The 16,082-nt window shown below is 68.5% G+C and carries 16 protein-coding genes; 9 read left to right on the top strand and 7 right to left on the bottom strand.

Annotated elements, in window-relative coordinates; all coding sequences use genetic code 11:
- Positions 1-70: 70 nt before the first annotated feature.
- The gene (locus NX1_RS00190) at positions 71-1,216 is read left to right on the top strand and encodes a cystathionine gamma-synthase (RefSeq protein WP_068051750.1); all 1,146 of its coding nucleotides are present in this window, start codon (positions 71-73) and stop codon (positions 1,214-1,216) included.
- 143 nt (positions 1,217-1,359) lie between these two features.
- On the opposite strand, the gene greA is transcribed toward NX1_RS00190, so the two are convergent.
- Together greA and NX1_RS00180 are read right to left on the bottom strand one after the other, a co-directional pair.
- A complete protein-coding gene (gene greA / locus NX1_RS00185) occupies positions 1,360-1,857 on the bottom strand; it encodes a transcription elongation factor GreA (RefSeq protein ID WP_067784632.1) in 498 nt (165 codons plus the stop codon).
- A gap of 393 nt (positions 1,858-2,250) precedes the next feature.
- Positions 2,251-2,715 carry a DUF4307 domain-containing protein gene (locus tag NX1_RS00180; RefSeq protein WP_068051747.1) on the bottom strand — a complete coding sequence of 155 codons (465 nt, stop codon included), beginning with the start codon at positions 2,713-2,715 and terminating at the stop codon, positions 2,251-2,253.
- Between the two features lie 118 nt (positions 2,716-2,833).
- Here NX1_RS00180 and mca point away from each other — a divergent pair, with 118 nt between their 5' ends.
- The 3 genes from mca to NX1_RS00165 all read left to right on the top strand — a co-directional run bounded on the left by mca (position 2,834) and on the right by NX1_RS00165 (position 4,904).
- Positions 2,834-3,700: a mycothiol conjugate amidase Mca gene (mca, locus tag NX1_RS00175; protein WP_157119482.1), complete on the top strand. Its 867-nt coding sequence runs from the start codon at positions 2,834-2,836 to the stop codon at positions 3,698-3,700.
- A complete protein-coding gene (locus NX1_RS00170; RefSeq protein ID WP_068051744.1) occupies positions 3,700-3,975 on the top strand; it encodes a hypothetical protein in 276 nt (91 codons plus the stop codon). Before mca ends, NX1_RS00170 begins: the two co-directional genes overlap by 1 nt.
- Positions 3,976-4,340: 365 nt before the next feature.
- Entirely contained in the window at positions 4,341-4,904 is a 564-nt protein-coding gene (locus tag NX1_RS00165) for a TIGR03086 family metal-binding protein (RefSeq protein WP_068051740.1), read from the top strand.
- A gap of 48 nt (positions 4,905-4,952) precedes the next feature.
- Here NX1_RS00165 and NX1_RS00160 read toward each other — a convergent pair whose 3' ends face one another.
- Positions 4,953-5,516, bottom strand: coding sequence for a GyrI-like domain-containing protein (locus tag NX1_RS00160; RefSeq protein WP_218024026.1), 564 nt, complete (start codon positions 5,514-5,516; stop codon positions 4,953-4,955).
- 103 nt (positions 5,517-5,619) lie between these two features.
- Here NX1_RS00160 and NX1_RS00155 point away from each other — a divergent pair, with 103 nt between their 5' ends.
- Positions 5,620-7,674, top strand: coding sequence for a thioredoxin domain-containing protein (locus NX1_RS00155; RefSeq protein WP_068051737.1), 2,055 nt, complete (start codon positions 5,620-5,622; stop codon positions 7,672-7,674).
- Between the two features lie 292 nt (positions 7,675-7,966).
- Here NX1_RS00155 and NX1_RS00150 read toward each other — a convergent pair whose 3' ends face one another.
- Positions 7,967-8,374, bottom strand: a complete 408-nt coding sequence (locus NX1_RS00150) for a MerR family transcriptional regulator (protein WP_068051734.1) — start codon at positions 8,372-8,374, stop codon at positions 7,967-7,969.
- Between the two features lie 49 nt (positions 8,375-8,423).
- On the opposite strand from NX1_RS00150, the gene NX1_RS00145 reads away from it, so the two are divergent.
- Positions 8,424-9,305: an NAD(P)-dependent oxidoreductase gene (locus tag NX1_RS00145; RefSeq protein ID WP_068051731.1), complete on the top strand. Its 882-nt coding sequence runs from the start codon at positions 8,424-8,426 to the stop codon at positions 9,303-9,305.
- Positions 9,306-9,348: 43 nt separating this feature from the next.
- Here the strand turns inward: NX1_RS00145 and NX1_RS00140 are convergent, their stop codons facing one another.
- Both NX1_RS00140 and trhA read right to left on the bottom strand, forming a co-directional pair.
- On the bottom strand, positions 9,349-11,019 hold the full coding sequence (locus NX1_RS00140) for an adenylate/guanylate cyclase domain-containing protein (protein ID WP_084500701.1): 1,671 nt from the start codon (positions 11,017-11,019) through the stop codon (positions 9,349-9,351).
- A 131-nt stretch (positions 11,020-11,150) separates the two neighbouring features.
- Complete coding sequence (trhA, locus tag NX1_RS00135; protein ID WP_373864852.1) at positions 11,151-11,825, bottom strand: PAQR family membrane homeostasis protein TrhA; 675 nt, start codon at positions 11,823-11,825, stop codon at positions 11,151-11,153.
- Positions 11,826-11,973: 148 nt separating this feature from the next.
- Between trhA and NX1_RS00130 the strand changes: the two genes are divergently transcribed.
- Both NX1_RS00130 and NX1_RS00125 read left to right on the top strand, forming a co-directional pair.
- Positions 11,974-12,762: an isoprenyl transferase gene (locus NX1_RS00130; RefSeq protein ID WP_084500698.1), complete on the top strand. Its 789-nt coding sequence runs from the start codon at positions 11,974-11,976 to the stop codon at positions 12,760-12,762.
- Positions 12,763-12,800: 38 nt separating this feature from the next.
- Positions 12,801-13,403: a hypothetical protein gene (locus NX1_RS00125; protein ID WP_373864851.1), complete on the top strand. Its 603-nt coding sequence runs from the start codon at positions 12,801-12,803 to the stop codon at positions 13,401-13,403.
- Between the two features lie 209 nt (positions 13,404-13,612).
- On the opposite strand, the gene coaA is transcribed toward NX1_RS00125, so the two are convergent.
- Complete coding sequence (gene coaA, locus NX1_RS00120) at positions 13,613-14,545, bottom strand: type I pantothenate kinase (protein WP_068051729.1); 933 nt, start codon at positions 14,543-14,545, stop codon at positions 13,613-13,615.
- Between the two features lie 181 nt (positions 14,546-14,726).
- Between coaA and NX1_RS00115 the strand changes: the two genes are divergently transcribed.
- Positions 14,727-15,947, top strand: coding sequence for a DUF885 domain-containing protein (locus NX1_RS00115; RefSeq protein ID WP_068051726.1), 1,221 nt, complete (start codon positions 14,727-14,729; stop codon positions 15,945-15,947).
- Positions 15,948-16,082: the final 135 nt, after the last annotated feature.

Genomic DNA, 16,082 nt, shown 5'->3' with positions numbered 1-16,082 from the left:
GAGACCGAGACGGGCGTCACGACGCGCCCCGGGCGGATGCTCCGAAAACGCCCCCCTTTACGCTGTCCCCATGAGTGAGCTGGGATTCTCCACACGCGCCGTGCACGCCGGATTCGATCCCGACCCCCAGACCGGCGCGGTCAACGTGCCCATCTACGCGAGCTCGACCTTCGCTCAGGACGGCGTCGGCGGCCTGCGCGGCGGCTACGAGTACGCGCGCACCGGCAACCCGACGCGGACCGCGCTCGAAGCGAACCTGGCCGCACTCGAATCCGGCCGGTACGGAAGGGCTTTCGCATCCGGCATGGCCGCGACCGACTGTGCGCTGCGCGCGACGCTGCGCCCCGGCGATCACATCGTCATCCCGGACGACGCTTACGGCGGCACTTTCCGGCTGATCGACAAGGTTTTCAGCCAGTGGGGCATCGAGCACTCGCCCGCGCACGTGTTCAACACCGACGAGATGCGCGCGGCGATCCGCCCGAACACCAAACTGATCTGGGTCGAGACCCCGACCAACCCGCTGCTGAGCATCGGCGACATCCCCGCGCTCGCCGACGTCGCGCACGCCGCGGGGGCGAAGCTCGTGGTGGACAACACCTTCGCCACCCCGTACCTGCAACAGCCGCTGCTGCTCGGCGCCGACATCGTGGTGCACTCGACCACCAAGTACCTGGGCGGACATTCCGACGTGGTGGGTGGCGCGCTGATCACCGACGACGCGGAGCTGGACGCGGCGTTCGGCTTCCTGCAGAACGGCGCGGGCGCGGTGCCCGGTCCGTTCGATTCGTTCCTCACCATGCGCGGCACCAAGACGCTCGCGGTGCGCATGGAGCGGCACTGCGACAACGCGGAGACCCTCGCCGACTTCCTCGCCAAGCATCCGGCCATCTCCCAGGTCATCTACCCCGGTCTGCCCGAGCACCCCGGACACGTGGTCGCCGACAAGCAGATGCGCCGGTTCGGCGGGATGATCTCGGTGCGGCTGCACGGCGGCAAGGAAGCGGCCCACGACTTCTGCTCGCGGACCGAGATCTTCACCCTCGCCGAGTCGCTGGGCGGCGTCGAATCGCTGATCGAGCACCCCGGCGCCATGACGCACGCGTCCACCGAGGGCTCGCTGCTGGAGGTGCCCGCGGATCTGGTGCGGCTCTCGGTCGGCATCGAGGACATCAGCGACCTGCTGGCCGACGTCGAGCAGGCGCTCGCGAAATAAGGACAGAAACAGGAATGGATACGACGAAGCGGCCGCACTCGGGATCGAGTGCGGCCGCTCGCGTATCGGTCGGGTTTTCTCGGTCCGGATCCGGTCGGCGACCGGATCGGCGCCCGCGCGCCGACGAGGAGCGCGCGGCGGGATCAGCCGTGGTACGGCTCGGCGCTGACCAGCGTCACCTTCATGGTGTTGCCGTTCGGCAGCGTGTATTCGCGGGTCTCGCCGACCTTCGCGTCGATGAGCGCGCCGCCGAGCGGGGAGTTCGGCGAGTACGTCTCCAGGTTGGAGTTGCCGCGCAGGCCCTCTTCGCGGGTGGCGATGAGGAAGGTCTCGGTGTCGGACTCGTCGCCGTCGTAGTAGACCTTCACGACCGAGCCCGGCAGCGCGACGCCGGACTTGGTCGGCGCGACGCCGACCTTGGCGGTGTTCAGCAACTCCTGGAGCTGACGGATGCGAGCCTCCTGCTGGCCCTGCTCCTCACGCGCCGCGTGGTATCCGCCGTTCTCCTTGAGGTCGCCCTCTTCCCGACGTTCGTTGATCTCCGCGGCGATGACCGGACGGTTGGCGATGAGCGCGTCGAGTTCGCCCTTGAGCCTGTCGTGCGACTCCTGGGTCAGCCAGGTCACGTTCGTCTCAGTCATCTCGATCACTCCCTAGTAGTTGTTCCCGGCGGGCCGGGATTCCCTGAGCACTGCCGCATCACCCACCCGAAGGCAGGCATGCACCAGCCGACGGCGAGAGCCATCCTGGGGGGGTGGTCCTACGAACCCCGACAGGCCCGGCTCCGGGCAAACCCGAAAACCCGGAACGCGCAGCGCTGGCCGCCAATGCAGCAAACACGGCTCCGGGGTACGGAACCGTGTATCACGCCATTTTAGCATGAATCACAAAAACGCAGGTCGGAGTTATTTTTATCGGCGTCGCGCCGTCGATTCGCCCCGCTGGATACCGATCTGGGCGGGTGATCGCCTGGCGCGGAGGCCTCCAATCACCCCGTCCGGCGGTACTGAATTACCCCCTGCGGAGGTGCTGAATCACCCCGCCCGGAGATATTCGGGAACCTTGTCGCTGCACCCGTAGATGTTGCCCGCCGCGGGTCGCGCGGAGGAGCGGACCGTCGTGGTCAGTTCGATCGTTCCGCTCGTCGACGGGCCGATCAGCACCTCGCGGCGGCCAACCTCGGCGCCGTCGCGGTCCATCGCGCGCACGAAGCAGACCACCGGTTCGCCGGGCTCGTCGCGGGTGACCTTCATCCTGATACTCAGGGTGGAGTCGTCGACGACCGTGTAGCCGAGCTGCTCGGCGTCGATGTCCTCGGGACCGAACTTCTGGAAACCGAGATAGGCGACGCCCATGCCTGCCGCGACCACCAGAAGGCCGAGCGCAACGGCCAGTTTGCGCCGCGGCGTGCGCGGCTTCGTCCCGTAGCGGTCGGCGTGTCGCCGCGCCTGCTCGGCGGCCGAGTCGCCGCTGCGTTCGGGCGTGGGATCGCTCGTCACTGGTCGCTCCCGGGGGGTACGTCGGAACAAAAGACGGTCGAATGGAACTATAGGGAACGAAGACCCGACACCCGCGACCGAGAGCGATGGTGAACGAGACGTGAGTGGCCTTCGCCTCATGGCGGTGCACGCCCACCCAGACGACGAATCCAGCAAGGGTGCCGCGACGACCGCCCGATACGCCGACGAGGGCCACGAGGTCCTCGTCGTGACGTTGACCGGCGGCGAACGCGGCAGCATCCTCAACCCGGCGATGGACACGCCCGGGGTGCTGGAGCGCATCGATGAGATCCGGCGCGAGGAGATGGCGGCCGCGGCGCGGGCGCTCGGCGTGCGACAGACCTGGCTCGGTTTCGTCGACTCCGGCCTGCCCGAGGGCGACCCGCTGCCCCCGCTGCCGGAGGGCTGCTTCGCGCTGGTGCCGCTGGAGGAGGCGACCGAGGCGCTGGTGCGCGTGGTGCGCGAGTTCCGGCCGCACGTGATGACCACCTACGACGAGACCGGCGGCTACCCGCACCCCGACCACATCCGCTGCCATCAGGTGTCGATGGCCGCGTTCGAGGCGGCGGGCGACCCGGAGCGCTTCCCCGGCGCGGGCGAGCCGTGGACGCCGCTCAAGCTCTACTACGACCACGGCTTCAGCATGAAGCGGCTGGAGCTGTTCGCCGCCGAGTACGAGCGGATGGGCGAGCCCTTCCCGTTGCAGGAGTGGCTGGATCGCATTCGCGCCTACGCGGTGGAGCGCGGCGACGTGATGTCCAGGGTGACCACGCAGATCGAATGCGGTAAGTACTTCCCGCAGCGCGACGACGCGCTGCGAGCGCACGCCACGCAGATCGACCCGAACGGCGCCTTCTTCGCGATCCCGCTGGAGATGCAGCAGCGGCTGTGGCCGACCGAGGAGTTCGAGCTGGCCAAGACCCGGGTGCGCACCGCCATCCCGGAGACCGACCTGTTCGCGGGCATCGAGGACGCGACCCGGTGATGTTGGAACTGCTCGCGCAAACCCCGGGGACGCCGACCGGCCCCGAATTCGGCAAGGCATCGCCATTGGGCCTGGCCGTCATTCTGCTGCTGCTCGCAGGCACCTTCCTGCTGGTGCGCTCGATGAACCGGCACCTGAAGAATCTGCCGCCGACCTTCGAACCCGAGCATCCCGAACCGGATCAGGAAGCCGACGAGGGGACCGATCACGGCGCGGTGCACCGGCCCGACGGACCCGACGACGCAGGCGCCGAGGGGCGACCGCAAGCCACTTGAGCGCGGCTCGACCGTCGGCGCGATACCGCGAACTCGCCCGTCGAGCCCGGGTTTCCAGACTCGGCGAACGAGGCCTTGTCGAGTGGGCTGACACCTGATCGGGTGCCGAGTTCGTCACAGGCCGGACTGGAACGGGTTCCCGAACCGGCTTTGCTGCTATCACTTTCGCGATGGTCAGTTCTGTTGTCACACAAGGCTTTTGCCAAGGTAGAGGCACTCCCGCGCGATCGCTGATTCGCGACAGTCGGCGGGGCGCAATCGTTTTCGCCGCCTTTCGGGGTCGGCGCACCGCTTTGTGCGTCGGCCGACACCTGTCACCCGGTCGTGCTATCAATGCTCCAACTCCGCTCGACCGAAGGATGCCCATGGACACTGTGATCGGCCAGATCGACCGCGCTCTCGACATGACCGGCGCGATCGTCGCCGCAGTCGACGACGACCTGCTCGCCGCGCCGACGCCGTGCAGTGACTGGGATGTGCGGGCGGTACTGAACCACACGGTGGGTGGGATGCACACCTTCGCAGCCGCGCTGAGTGGGAACGATCCGCGCGGCGCGCGCGGCGACGACTGGCTGGGCGGCGACCCGCAGGGCGCCTACGCGGCCGCGGCCGAGGTGGATCGCGCCGCGTGGCGCAGACCCGACGTGCCGACGGCGACGGTGCGGATCGGCCTCGGCCCGATGCCGGGCCCGGCCGCCGCGATGATCCACCTCACCGAGGTCTTGGTGCACGGTGTCGACATCGCCCTGGCGATCGATCGGCCGGACCTGGCCGACGACGCGCTGTGTGCCGAGCTGCTATCGACCATGCGGGCCATGGGCGGCATCGATATCTTCCGCACGCCGGGTATCTACGAGGCCGAGGTGCCGATCCCGGATGACGCCCCGCCGCACCGCAAGCTGCTGGCCTACACCGGTCGTAAGTGGTGATTCCGGCGCGCGGTCGATAGACCGGACGACGAACGGGAGCGCGGTCGATCAGCTCGACCGCCGCACCGGCTGACGCAGAATCGTCCTCGTCCGGCTGTCCGGGCTCCTGTTCGGATCGGTCAGATAGATCTCGTGGTGGCGTCCGTGCGGGATAAGTCCCTCGGCCGCCATGAACGCCTCCATACGCGACAGCGTCTCCGGCTCCGTCACATACGGTCCGGCGTGCAGGGCCTGGACCGACTCGCCCTCGACCAGGCGCTCGAATCGCACGGGCCCCTCGCCGAGCATCGCCGCGGTGACCGCCTCCGGCATGCGGATCATCATGGTCCAGTGCCACTGCTCGCGCGGCACCGAGAGGGGCGGCTCGTCGGACTCCACCCACCACAGACCCTCGAGCTTCGGCACCACGAAATCCCGCCCGTCCGCCTTTGCGATCTTCTTGGCTCGGTACGCGGCCTGATAGAGCAGTTTGACGGCGTCGGTGTACGCGGGCCCGGTGGGCGCTCCGGAGCCGGTGATCATGGCGTAGTCGTAGCCGTCGAACGCGCGTAGGACCGGATCGGCCGGTGCGCTGTAGTACTGCTTGTCGCTCTTGGCCAGATCGAGTTTCACGATATCTCCTCCTGTCGGACTCGGATCGAGCCTCCGGTCTCCAGCGGCGGTAGAGTCAAGCGGGTGCGGCGCGGGTGGCCGGATTTGTGAGACCGTGGAAGATATGAACCGGCTCGGGAAAGCGACCTCACCGTATCTGCGCCAGCACGCGGACAATCCGGTGCACTGGTGGGAGTGGGATGCCGATGCGCTGGCCGAAGCGCGGCGGCGCGACGTGCCGATCCTGCTCTCGATCGGCTACGCCTCCTGCCACTGGTGCCATGTGATGGCGCACGAGTCGTTCGAGGACGAGGCGACCGCGGCGCTGATGAACGACCACTTCGTCTGCGTGAAGGTGGACCGCGAGGAGCGCCCCGACCTCGACGCGGTCTACATGAATGCCACCGTCGCCATGACGGGGCAGGGCGGCTGGCCGATGACCAGCTTCCTCACCCCCGACGGCGAACCGTTCTACTGCGGCACCTACTACCCGAAGCATCGGCGCGGCGGGATGCCCTCGTTCGCCGAGGTGCTCACCGCCGTCGGCGACACCTGGCGCAACCGGCGCGAGGATGTCGACAAGGCGTCGGCGCAGGTCGCCGAGGCCCTGCGCGCGCAGGCGGCCGGGCTACCCGATGCCGATCTGACCATCTCCCCCGAACTGCTCGACCACGCGGTGGCGGCGGTGCTGCGCGACGAGGACGCCGAGCACGGCGGATTCGGGAGGGCGCCGAAGTTCCCGCCGTCCGCGCTGCTGGAGGGACTGTTGCGCAGCTGGGAGCGCACCGGCGACCAGACCGTGCGCGGCGTCGTGCAGCGCGCGGCCGACGCGATGGCGCGCGGCGGCATCTACGACCAGCTGCGCGGCGGCTTCGCTCGCTACTCGGTCGACAATCGTTGGCTGGTACCGCATTTCGAGAAGATGTTGTACGACAACGCGCAATTGCTGCGCGCCTACGCGCATTTGGCGCGCCGGACACCGCACGCACAGGATTCGCTCGCGCTCCGTGTCACCTGCGAGACCGCGCACTTCATCCTCGACGACCTCGGGACCGAGCACGGCGGGTTCGCCTCCGCGCTGGACGCCGATACTCATCTCGAACCGGGCGGTCCGGGCGTCGAGGGCGCGACCTACGTGTGGACGCCCGCGGAACTGGTCGGCGCGCTCGGTCCCATCGAAGGCGCTTGGGCCGCTGATGTTTTCGGGGTGACGACGGCGGGGAACTTCGAGCAGGGCACCTCGGTTCTCACGCGCTACCGCGATCCGCGTGACGCGGCCGAGCAGGAGCGGTTCGACCGGATCAGGGAGACGTTGCGCGCCGAACGGGCCCGTCGCCCGCAGCCCGCCCGCGACGACAAGGTCGTCACCGCGTGGAACGGGATGGCGATCACCGCGCTCGCCGAGGCGGGTTCCGCAGTGGGACGGCCGGATTGGGTGGCGGCCGCGGATCGCTGCGCGCGGTATCTGCTCGCCGAGCACGTGGTCGGCGGACGGGTGCGGCGGGCCTCGCTCGGCGGCGCGGTCGGAGCCTCGGCGGGCGTGCTGGAGGACTACGCCTGGCTGGTCACCGGCCTGCTCGCGCTGTATCAGGCCACCGGCGACCCGGAGCGGCTCGACCAGGCGCAGCGGCTGCTGGACACCGCCGTCGAACGCTTCGCCGATGCCGAGGCGCCCGGCAGCTGGTTCGACACCGCCGACGACGCCGAAACCCTCGTCGCCCGCCCGCGCGACCCGATCGACGGCGCAACCCCGGCCGGTGCTTCGGCTCTCGCCGAGGCACTGCTCACCGCCGCGGCGGTCAGCGATGTCGAGCGGGCGGCGCGCTACGGGGAACTCGCGGAGGCGACGCTCCGGCGCGGTGCGGTCGTCCTCGCCCGTGCGCCGCGCTCGGCGGGCCAGTGGCTCACCGTGGCGGAGGCCGCGTTGCGCGGTCCGATCCAGATCGCCGTCGCGTCGGCGGCCGAGAATGCCGACACCGCAACGGAATTGCTCGCCGTGGCGCGCGAGCTCGCGCCGGGCGGCTCGGTCGTTCTGGCCGGAGCGCCGGATTCCGCTCCGCTGCTCGTCGATCGGCCGCTGGTGTCCGGTGCGGCGGCGGCCTATGTCTGCCGCGGGTCGGTCTGCGATCTACCGGTCACCACGGCGGAGGATTTGCGGGAGTCGCTTGCTCGCAGCTGAATCGCACGGGCGACTCCGAACCCCTGTGCCGCTCGACATCGCCCGGCACGGTGGCCGCGATCTCGTTGGCGGTGCCCGGCTTCGGCAGACCGCACGCCGCGGCTCCAGGCGACCGTCGAGGGTCGCGACGTGCGCGGCGGCGACCCGCGCCGCGAGCACCGGATCGTCCAGCGTCAGCCACTCGTCGTCGGCGGGCAGCCCCGCCCGGTGCGCCGAACCGGTGAGACCGACCACCAGCGTGCTCGAACGCGAAATTCGATGCTGTGGTGCAGGTTCCGGCGCGCAAGCTGGCTCAGGCGGGGACGCGCTCCACGGCGACATCGCCGAAGGGCGGATAGTTGTCGCCGCCCATGCGCTCGGCCGCGTCGATGTAGTCGGCGAGAGCGTCGCGGGATCGAGCGAGCTTGTCCATCTGATCGTTCAGTCGCTGCAACCGGGATCGCATCGCCGTCAGCAACTCGGGACATCCGGGCAGCTCGGGAGCCTCGCCGACCGCGCAGGGCAGAAGGTACGCGATGTCCTCGGAGGACAGACCGGCACCGAGCAGGTGCCGGATCTGCTTCACCCGCAGCACGGCGCTCTCGTCGAACTCGCGGTAACCGTTCGCGCCGCGGTCCGCCTCCAGCAGACCCTGGGCCTCGTAGTAGCGCAGCTGGTGAGCGTTGACGCCCGTCCGACGACTCAGTTCCCCGATCCGCATCGAATCCTCGCTTGACCTTCACACCGGTATCAACGTTGACGATGCTGCCATGGAAAACACCGAAACACCCGTGACAGTCATCGGACTCGGGCTGATGGGCCAGGCGCTCGCAGTGGCGTTCTTGAAGGCCGGGCATCCCACGACCGTTTGGAATCGCACGACATCCAAGGCCGACCGGCTGGTGGCCGAGGGAGCACGGCTGGCGCCGACTGTCGCCGACGCGCTCGCCGCCAGCTCCCTCACGATCCTTTGCGTCACCGACTACCGGGCCGTGTACGAACTGCTCGGCGGCAGCGAAAACGACCTGGCGGGAACGACATTGATCAATCTGACTTCGGGCAGCTCGGCCCAGGCCAGGGAAGCCGCCCGATGGGCCGCGCAGCGCGGCGCCCACTACCTCGACGGGGCCATCATGGCCATCCCGCCCGCGATCGGGACCGCCGAGGCGGTGATTCTGCACAGCGGTCCGCAGCCGGACTTCGACGCGCACAAGCCGGCGCTCGACGCGCTCGGCACGGTCACCTACCTCGGCGCGGACCACGGGCTGGCGTCCCTGTACGACGTGGCCGGGCTGGCCATGATGTGGAGCGTCCTGAACGCCTGGCTCCATGGCACCGCCCTGCTCAGGACGGCCGGTGTCGACGCGGCGACATACGCGCCGTTCGCACGGCAGATCGCGGCCGGTGTGGCCGAATGGCTGCCCGGGTACGCCGAGCAGATCGACAACGGCTCCTTCCCGGCCGAAGTGTCGGCCTTGGAGACCGACGCGCGGGCGATGGCACACCTGATCGAGGAGAGCGAGGCGGTGGGCGTCAACGTCGAACTGCCGAGGTTGATCAAGGCGATGGCCGACCGGGCGATCGCCGCCGGACACGGTGGTGAGCAGTATCCCGTGCTGATCGAGGAGTTCGGCAAACCCCGCAGCGCCTGACCGATAGCGGGCGCCAGGTTCGCCGTGCGAACCGGGCTGCGGGCTACTCGCCTTCGGTTGCGGCGCTACGTATTTCGGTCATGGCGCTGATCGGTGCCGCATCGACGACGGCTTCCGAAGTGGCGTCGGCGGGCACGCGGTTGCCGACGCTGCCGGGCGTGGGTTCCGAGGTGGTGCCCGCGGGGTTGTCGGCACCACCGAGTGCAGGTTCCGGTGCGTCGTCGCCCGAGATTGCGGGCTGCTCGATATCGGTCCAGCAGGCCGTCGGTTCCTGCATGCCGCGCAGCAGGATGTTGTCGTACAGCCTCCACCGCTCGCGTTCGTGCGGGGCCGAGGCATCGATCACCGTGCCGCTCACCAGGATTCGGCGGGGCGCCTCCTTGGCCTCGGTGGTCAGGCGGGCGGCCTCGTTGACCGCGTCGCCGATGACGGTGAACTCCAGGCGGGTGTCGGTGCCGACGTCCCCGGCGAACACCTGGCCGTGCGCGACGCCGATGCCGATGTCCAGCTCGCCGCTCGCGGTCACCTCGTCGCGGATGCGGCGGGCCGCGCGCAGCGCGGGAGTCGCGTTGTCCCGCAGCGCGATCGGCGCGCCGAAGATACACAGCGCGGCGTCGCCCTCGAATTTGTTGACCAGTCCGTCGTTCTCCTCGGTCGCGGCGACGACGATCGAGAGCAGCCGGTTCAGCTTGGCGACGAACTCCTGCGGCGGCAGGCCAGTGGACAGCGCGACCGATCCGGTCACGTCCACGAAGAGCGCGGAGACGACGCGCACGTCACCGGTCAGGTCCATGCCTCCGGTGAGCGCCCGCTCGGCCACCTGCGCGCCGACGTGCCTGCCGAACACGGCGCGCATCCGTTCTCGTTCGCGCAGATTGGCGGCCAGCTCGTTGACCGAGTGTTCGAGCCGCCCGATCTCGCTGCTGCTGCCCACCGGCACCCTGACGTGCGTCTCGCCCCTGCTGATCAGATCCAGCGCCAGCCGCAGCGTCCGCATCGGGCTTGCCACCGCACGCGCCAGGATGGCGGTGGCCAGCGCGCCGACGCCGATGCCGACCGCCGACAGATAGATGGCCGTGCGGATGCGGTCCGACGCGGGCGTGGCCGGGTCGGCCAGTACCGCGATCAGCATGGCGAGCGGCATGGCGCCCGCGACCGCCCACGTGACGATCACCCGCATGAGCACCGAGGAGCTCCAGTGCATGGTGTCGCTCAGCACCGCGGAAACCACGGGAATGGTCGGCCGGATCAGCCGGTCCACGATCAGGAAGGTCACCGCCGCGGACTGCAACGCGCCGAGGGTGAACAGCGACGCCGTCACGCCGGGAGAGTCGATCTCGTTCAGGTGGGTGAAGGTGGCCGTCACCACGATCACGCCCGGTATCCAGAGCGCGAGCGCTCGGGCGGTGATAGCGATCGGCAGCCGCAGCAGTCTGCGCGCCTCCTCGGGCGTCGGTCTACGGGTCTGGTCGAGCCAGCCGAAGTATCTGTTCCGATCGCGCATGGCCAACCCGACACCGGCGAGCAAGCCGATCACCGGGTAGATCGCGACCAGGACCATGGTGCGCATCCAGTCCGCGCCGAGCCCGCCGAAGAACCCGCTCAGCCACAGCCCGGTGACGATCACGGCCAGACCGCTGAGATTCGCGGTGATGACCACCGCCGACAGACCCCAGCGGGCCTTCAGCGCCCAGACGACGAGCTTGGCGATCACGACGCGCGACCACCCGGCGAGGACGTCGACCGGGCACAGGCGGCGAGAAGTGACACGAATGAGCAGCTTATCCGGCCGAATAGGGCCGCAGGGTCGGCAATGCGAAACTCGGCACCGCGCTCACGACCAACTCAGCGCAGCACGACCAACCAGATCGCGATGTAGTGGCTCAGCGCCGCGAGCACTGTCGCGGCGTGGAAGAACTCGTGGTGTCCGAAGACCGTCGGCCACGGATTCGGCCACTTGGTGGCGTAGAGGATCGCGCCGCCGCTGTAGATCAGCCCGCCGATCAGCAGCAGGATCAGTGGCGCGATGCCGATTTGGTCGTTGAGCTGCCCGGCCACCGGCACGATCGCCCACCCGAGCAACAGATATAGAGGCACGCCGACCCAGCGCGGCGCGGTCGGCCACAAGAGTTTCAGCGCGACGCCGGCCAGGGCACCCGCCCAGACCACCGCGAGCAGCGTCTGCCCGGTGCTTCCCGGCAGGCCGAGCAGCGCGAACGGGGTATAGCTGCCCGCGATGAACAGGAAGATCATCGAATGGTCCGCGCGTTTCATCCTGATCCGGGCGCGCGGGGTCTGCCACGTGACGCGGTGGTAGACGGCGCTGATGCCGAACAACCCGCACACCGTGAGGCCGTACACGAGGGTGGACCAGCCCGCCGTCGCGGACACGGTGGCCGCCGCGGCGACCAATGTGATCACCGCGATTGCGGCGATGCCGACCGCCCAGGTGTGGATCCAGCCGCGCATCCGCGGCTTCACCAGCGCGGCGAGCGCCTCGGCCGGAGAGGTTCCGGCCAGCTCCGCCTCGGCGGCGCCGACAGATTCGGACACGTCAGAGACCTCCTAGTTAACTGGCAAGTAACCTACGCAACCGTAGGTTGACTCCGGCTGTCACTGTACCGGGGAATCGCGGCCGATGCCGTGATCGCGTCGTCGAGGCGTACTGTTGGACGCCGTGGAGCTTCGGAGCCGGGTGCGTGGTCTGCCCTACCGCATCTACGAGGCGCGGCTGTCCAAGCAGCTGGCCGACAAACAACACCCACGACACGTCGCGGTCATGTGCGACGGCAATCGCCGGTGGGCCAGGGAGAACGGGTTCACCGACGTGAGTCACGGCCACCGCGTCGGTGCGCTGAAGATCGCGGAGCTGGTCGGCTGGTGTTCGGACGAGGGCATCGAGATGGTCACCGTCTACCTGCTTTCGACCGAGAATCTACAGCGGGACCCGGATGAGCTGGAAACGCTGTTCGAGGTGATCACCGATGTGGTCGAAGAGCTCTCGGCGCCGGAACGGGATTGGAGCGTGCGCATCGTCGGTTCGCTCGACGGGTTTCCCGAGCTGATCGCCAAGCGGTTGCGCACCGCGGCGGAGCAGACCGAGGGGCGTAAGGGCGTGCACGTCAACGTGGCGGTCGGATACGGCGGGCGCCAGGAGATCACCGACGCGGTGCGTTCGCTGGTGCGCCAGGAGATGGCGGCGGGAGAGACCGGCGAGGATCTGGTGCAGTCGATCACCGTGAACGCAATCGGTCAGCATCTCTACACCTCGGGTCAGCCGGACCCGGATCTGGTCATCCGCACCTCGGGTGAGCAGCGGCTTTCGGGCTTCCTGCTGTGGCAGAGCGCATACTCGGAAATATGGTTCACCGAGGTGTATTGGCCCGAGTTCCGCCGGGTGGATTTTCTCCGCGCCTTGCGCGATTACGCGGCGCGACATCGCCGTTTCGGGGTCTGAAACGGCCACACTCCAGTACCGTCCGGTCTGTGCATGTTCTGACGCGGACCCCGCCTGCGCCCGCCCCCGCGCCGACCGGTGACGGATCGGGCAGGCAGCTGAGCTATGAGGAGTTCGGTCGCCGCTTCCTCGAGTACGCCGTGTCCGAGGAGCGCGTCGCGGGCGCGTTCGGCAAGCTGACCGGCGCGGCTTTCGATGTCGGCCCCCTGCGGGTCGGGCCCGCCGGGCTGGCCAAGGTCGTCGCCCATGTGCGCCTTGGCATTCCGCAGGTGCACCGCCGCCTCGACGAGGTCATCACCTTCGAGCTGGTCCTCCCGTTGCGCGTCGGCATGCTCGTCGACCTCGGCATCGACCGGCACCGCTTCGAAGTGGACGGCACAATCCACCTGCACCTCACCGCCCGCACCGCCGAACCGCTCCGTGTCCTCATCGACATCGCCGAACCCCGGCAGCGCGACGTCCGCGTCAACGTCGCCGCGGGCACCAAACGCGCCCAGCTGCTGCGCGTCCTCGTCGGCGTCGACCACGAGATCCGCCGCTTCGTCGCCCGCTACATCGCCACCGAAATCCGCAAACCGCACATCACGGCGGTACTCGACATCGACGTGGCGAGCCGGTTGGACCAAGCCTGGTGGTTGTAGGGGCTCATAGGCCCCCGAGCCCCACATTCGATCGCCCGATACTACCCTGCCGATTGCAGGCTGGAAGCTCATGGGCGGCAACGGAATAGACGATAGCCGGGCGGTGGAGTGTAGACGGGTCTGCAGGGGGTGGTGCTACCGCCGCAGCGTGACGCGTTGCGGGAAGGGCAATTACAACTTCCACAGCCGAATCGGCGGCGCGAGGGCGATTACAACTTCCGTAGCCGGAGGCGGTTGATGCTGTGGTCGGCGTCCTTGCGGAGGACGAGGGTGGCGCGGGGGCGGGTGGGGAGGATGTTCTCGACCAGGTTGGGGCGGTTGGTGGAGTTCCAGATCTCCTTGGCGGTGGAGGTCGCCTGGTCGTCGGTGAAGCCGGCGTAGTGGTGGAAGTGGGCGTTGGGGTCGGCGAAGGCGGTTCTGCGCAGGGTGAGAAACCTTTGCACATACCACTTTTCGATGTCCTCGATACGCGCGTCGACGTAGATGGAGAAATCGAACAGATCCGAAACCATCAGGCGCGGACCGGTTTGCAGCACATTCAGTCCCTCGACGATGAGGATGTCCGGCTGACGCACACAGTGGAATTTGCCGGGCACGATGTCGTAGGAATTGTGCGAATACACCGGAGCGCACACCTCGGGCGCGCCCGATTTCACCTCGGTGACGAAGCGCAGTAGTTTGCGCCGGTCGTAGCTCTCCGGAAAACCCTTGCGGTGCATGATGCCGCGCCGGGTGAGTTCGGCGGTGGGGTAGAGGAACCCGTCGGTTGTGACCAAATCCACACGCGGATGATGATCCCAGCGGGCCAGCAATGCCTGCAGCACACGCGCGGTAGTCGATTTCCCGACCGCGACGCTGCCCGCGACGCCGATCACGAACGGCACCTGCTGATCCGGATGCTTCTCCCCGAGGAAGGTGGCGGTCGCGGCGAACAGGCGCTGACGGGCGGCGACCTGCAGGTGGATCAGACGAGCGAGCGGCAGATAGACCTCTGCGACTTCCTCGAGGTCGATCTGTTCGCCGAGGCCGCGCAGGCCGATCAGCTCTTCCTCGGTGAGCACCAGCGGAGTCGATTTGCGCAGCGTTCGCCACTGCTTACGGTCGAATTCCACATAGGGACTCGGCTCGCTCATTCGTGCCACTTACCCGACGCTCCGTTTCGGCAAACACGCACACAAGCCGGTTCGGCCCTGTGAGATTCGATCTAGCTCTCGCCGCATGGTCGAATTCTCCTCCGCTTCACCCTTGTGTGAAACGGGGGGTGCCGCTACCGGCTGGTAACCACCTCGATACCGTGCGCGGCACCCGCTAGTCTCGGCTGGCATGGAAGCGCATCCGCTCGTGACCGAGTACCTGCGACTCGGCCTGGCCTTCGACCGGCTCGAGGAAGGTTTCGTCGACGCCTACACCGGCGATCCGCGGCTGCGCCGCGAGATGGAAAACGCCCCAGCACCTCTGCCTCGCGACCTGGCCCGGCGCGCCGCCGACCTACGGGCGGCGCTGCCCGATGCAGGTCTGGCGCCGGAGCGCACGGAGTTCCTCGATGTGCACCTGCGCGCGCTGGAGTGCTCGGGCCGCAAGTTCGCGGGCGAGGACATCGGCTTCGTCGACGAGGTGCGCGCCTACTTCGACGTCGACATCGCGCCGGGCGACATCGAGGACTATCGCGAAGCGCACCGGCAGATGGACGAGGTGCTCGGCGGCGACGGACCGCTGGCCGAGCGGGTCGCCGCGCACCGCAAGGCGGACGAGATCCCGCCGGAGCGGTTGCGCGTCTGCGTCGAGGCATTCTCCGGCGCGTTGCGCGAGCTGGTTCGCGAACGCTATCCGCTGCCCGACCACGAGCACGTCACCTACGAGGTGGTCGGCGACAAGCCGTGGTCCGGATTCAATTACTACCTGGGCAACTACCGCTCCACGGTCGCGATCAACTCCGATCTGAAGCAGCACATGGCGAACCTGCCGCACCTGATCGCGCACGAGTCCTACCCCGGCCACCACACCGAGCACTGCCGCAAGGAAGCCGGTCTGGTGGCGGACGGGCAGGCCGAGCAGACGTTGTTCCTGGTCAACACGCCGCAGTGCCTGATGGCAGAGGGCCTCGCGGATCTGGCGCTGCGCTCGATCGTCGGTCCCGGCTGGGGCAAGTGGGCGCAGGAGATCTACGCCGATCTCGGTCTGCGTTTCGACGGCGACCGCGCCGAGCGCCTGTCGACTGCCTCGGCGAAGCTGCTCGCCGTGCGCCAGGACGCGGCCCTGCTACTGCACGATCGGCGTCGCGACGAGACCGAGGTCGCGGAGTTCTTGCAGCGGTGGAATCTGGTGACACCGGAGCGGGCGCGTCAGTCGCTGCGGTTCCTCTCCTCGCCGCTGTGGCGCGCCTACATCAGCACCTACGTGGAGGGATATCGCCTGCTCGGCGGCTGGCTGGACCGCGCCGTCGACGCCGACGACCGCGCCGACCGCTTCCGGCGCCTGCTCGACGAGCCGCTCACCCCCGGCGCGCTGCGCCGAGATGCGAACGCGCCGTCCGTCACTGAATGACCGCGCACCCTTCGCCGGACGAGAGGGAACACATCAGCAGGGACAGCGTCCGCAGCAGCGCTTCGATCGGGTTGCTGGGGACGGAGACGAGATGAAACATGATGACTCCTCGGTGATTCGACGGGGACGACGTCA

The sequence above is a fragment of the Nocardia xishanensis NBRC 101358 genome (assembly GCF_001613365.1).
Taxonomy (GTDB): Bacteria; Actinomycetota; Actinomycetes; order Mycobacteriales; family Mycobacteriaceae; genus Nocardia; species Nocardia xishanensis.
This window is presented reverse-complemented; position numbering and strand designations above follow the sequence as displayed.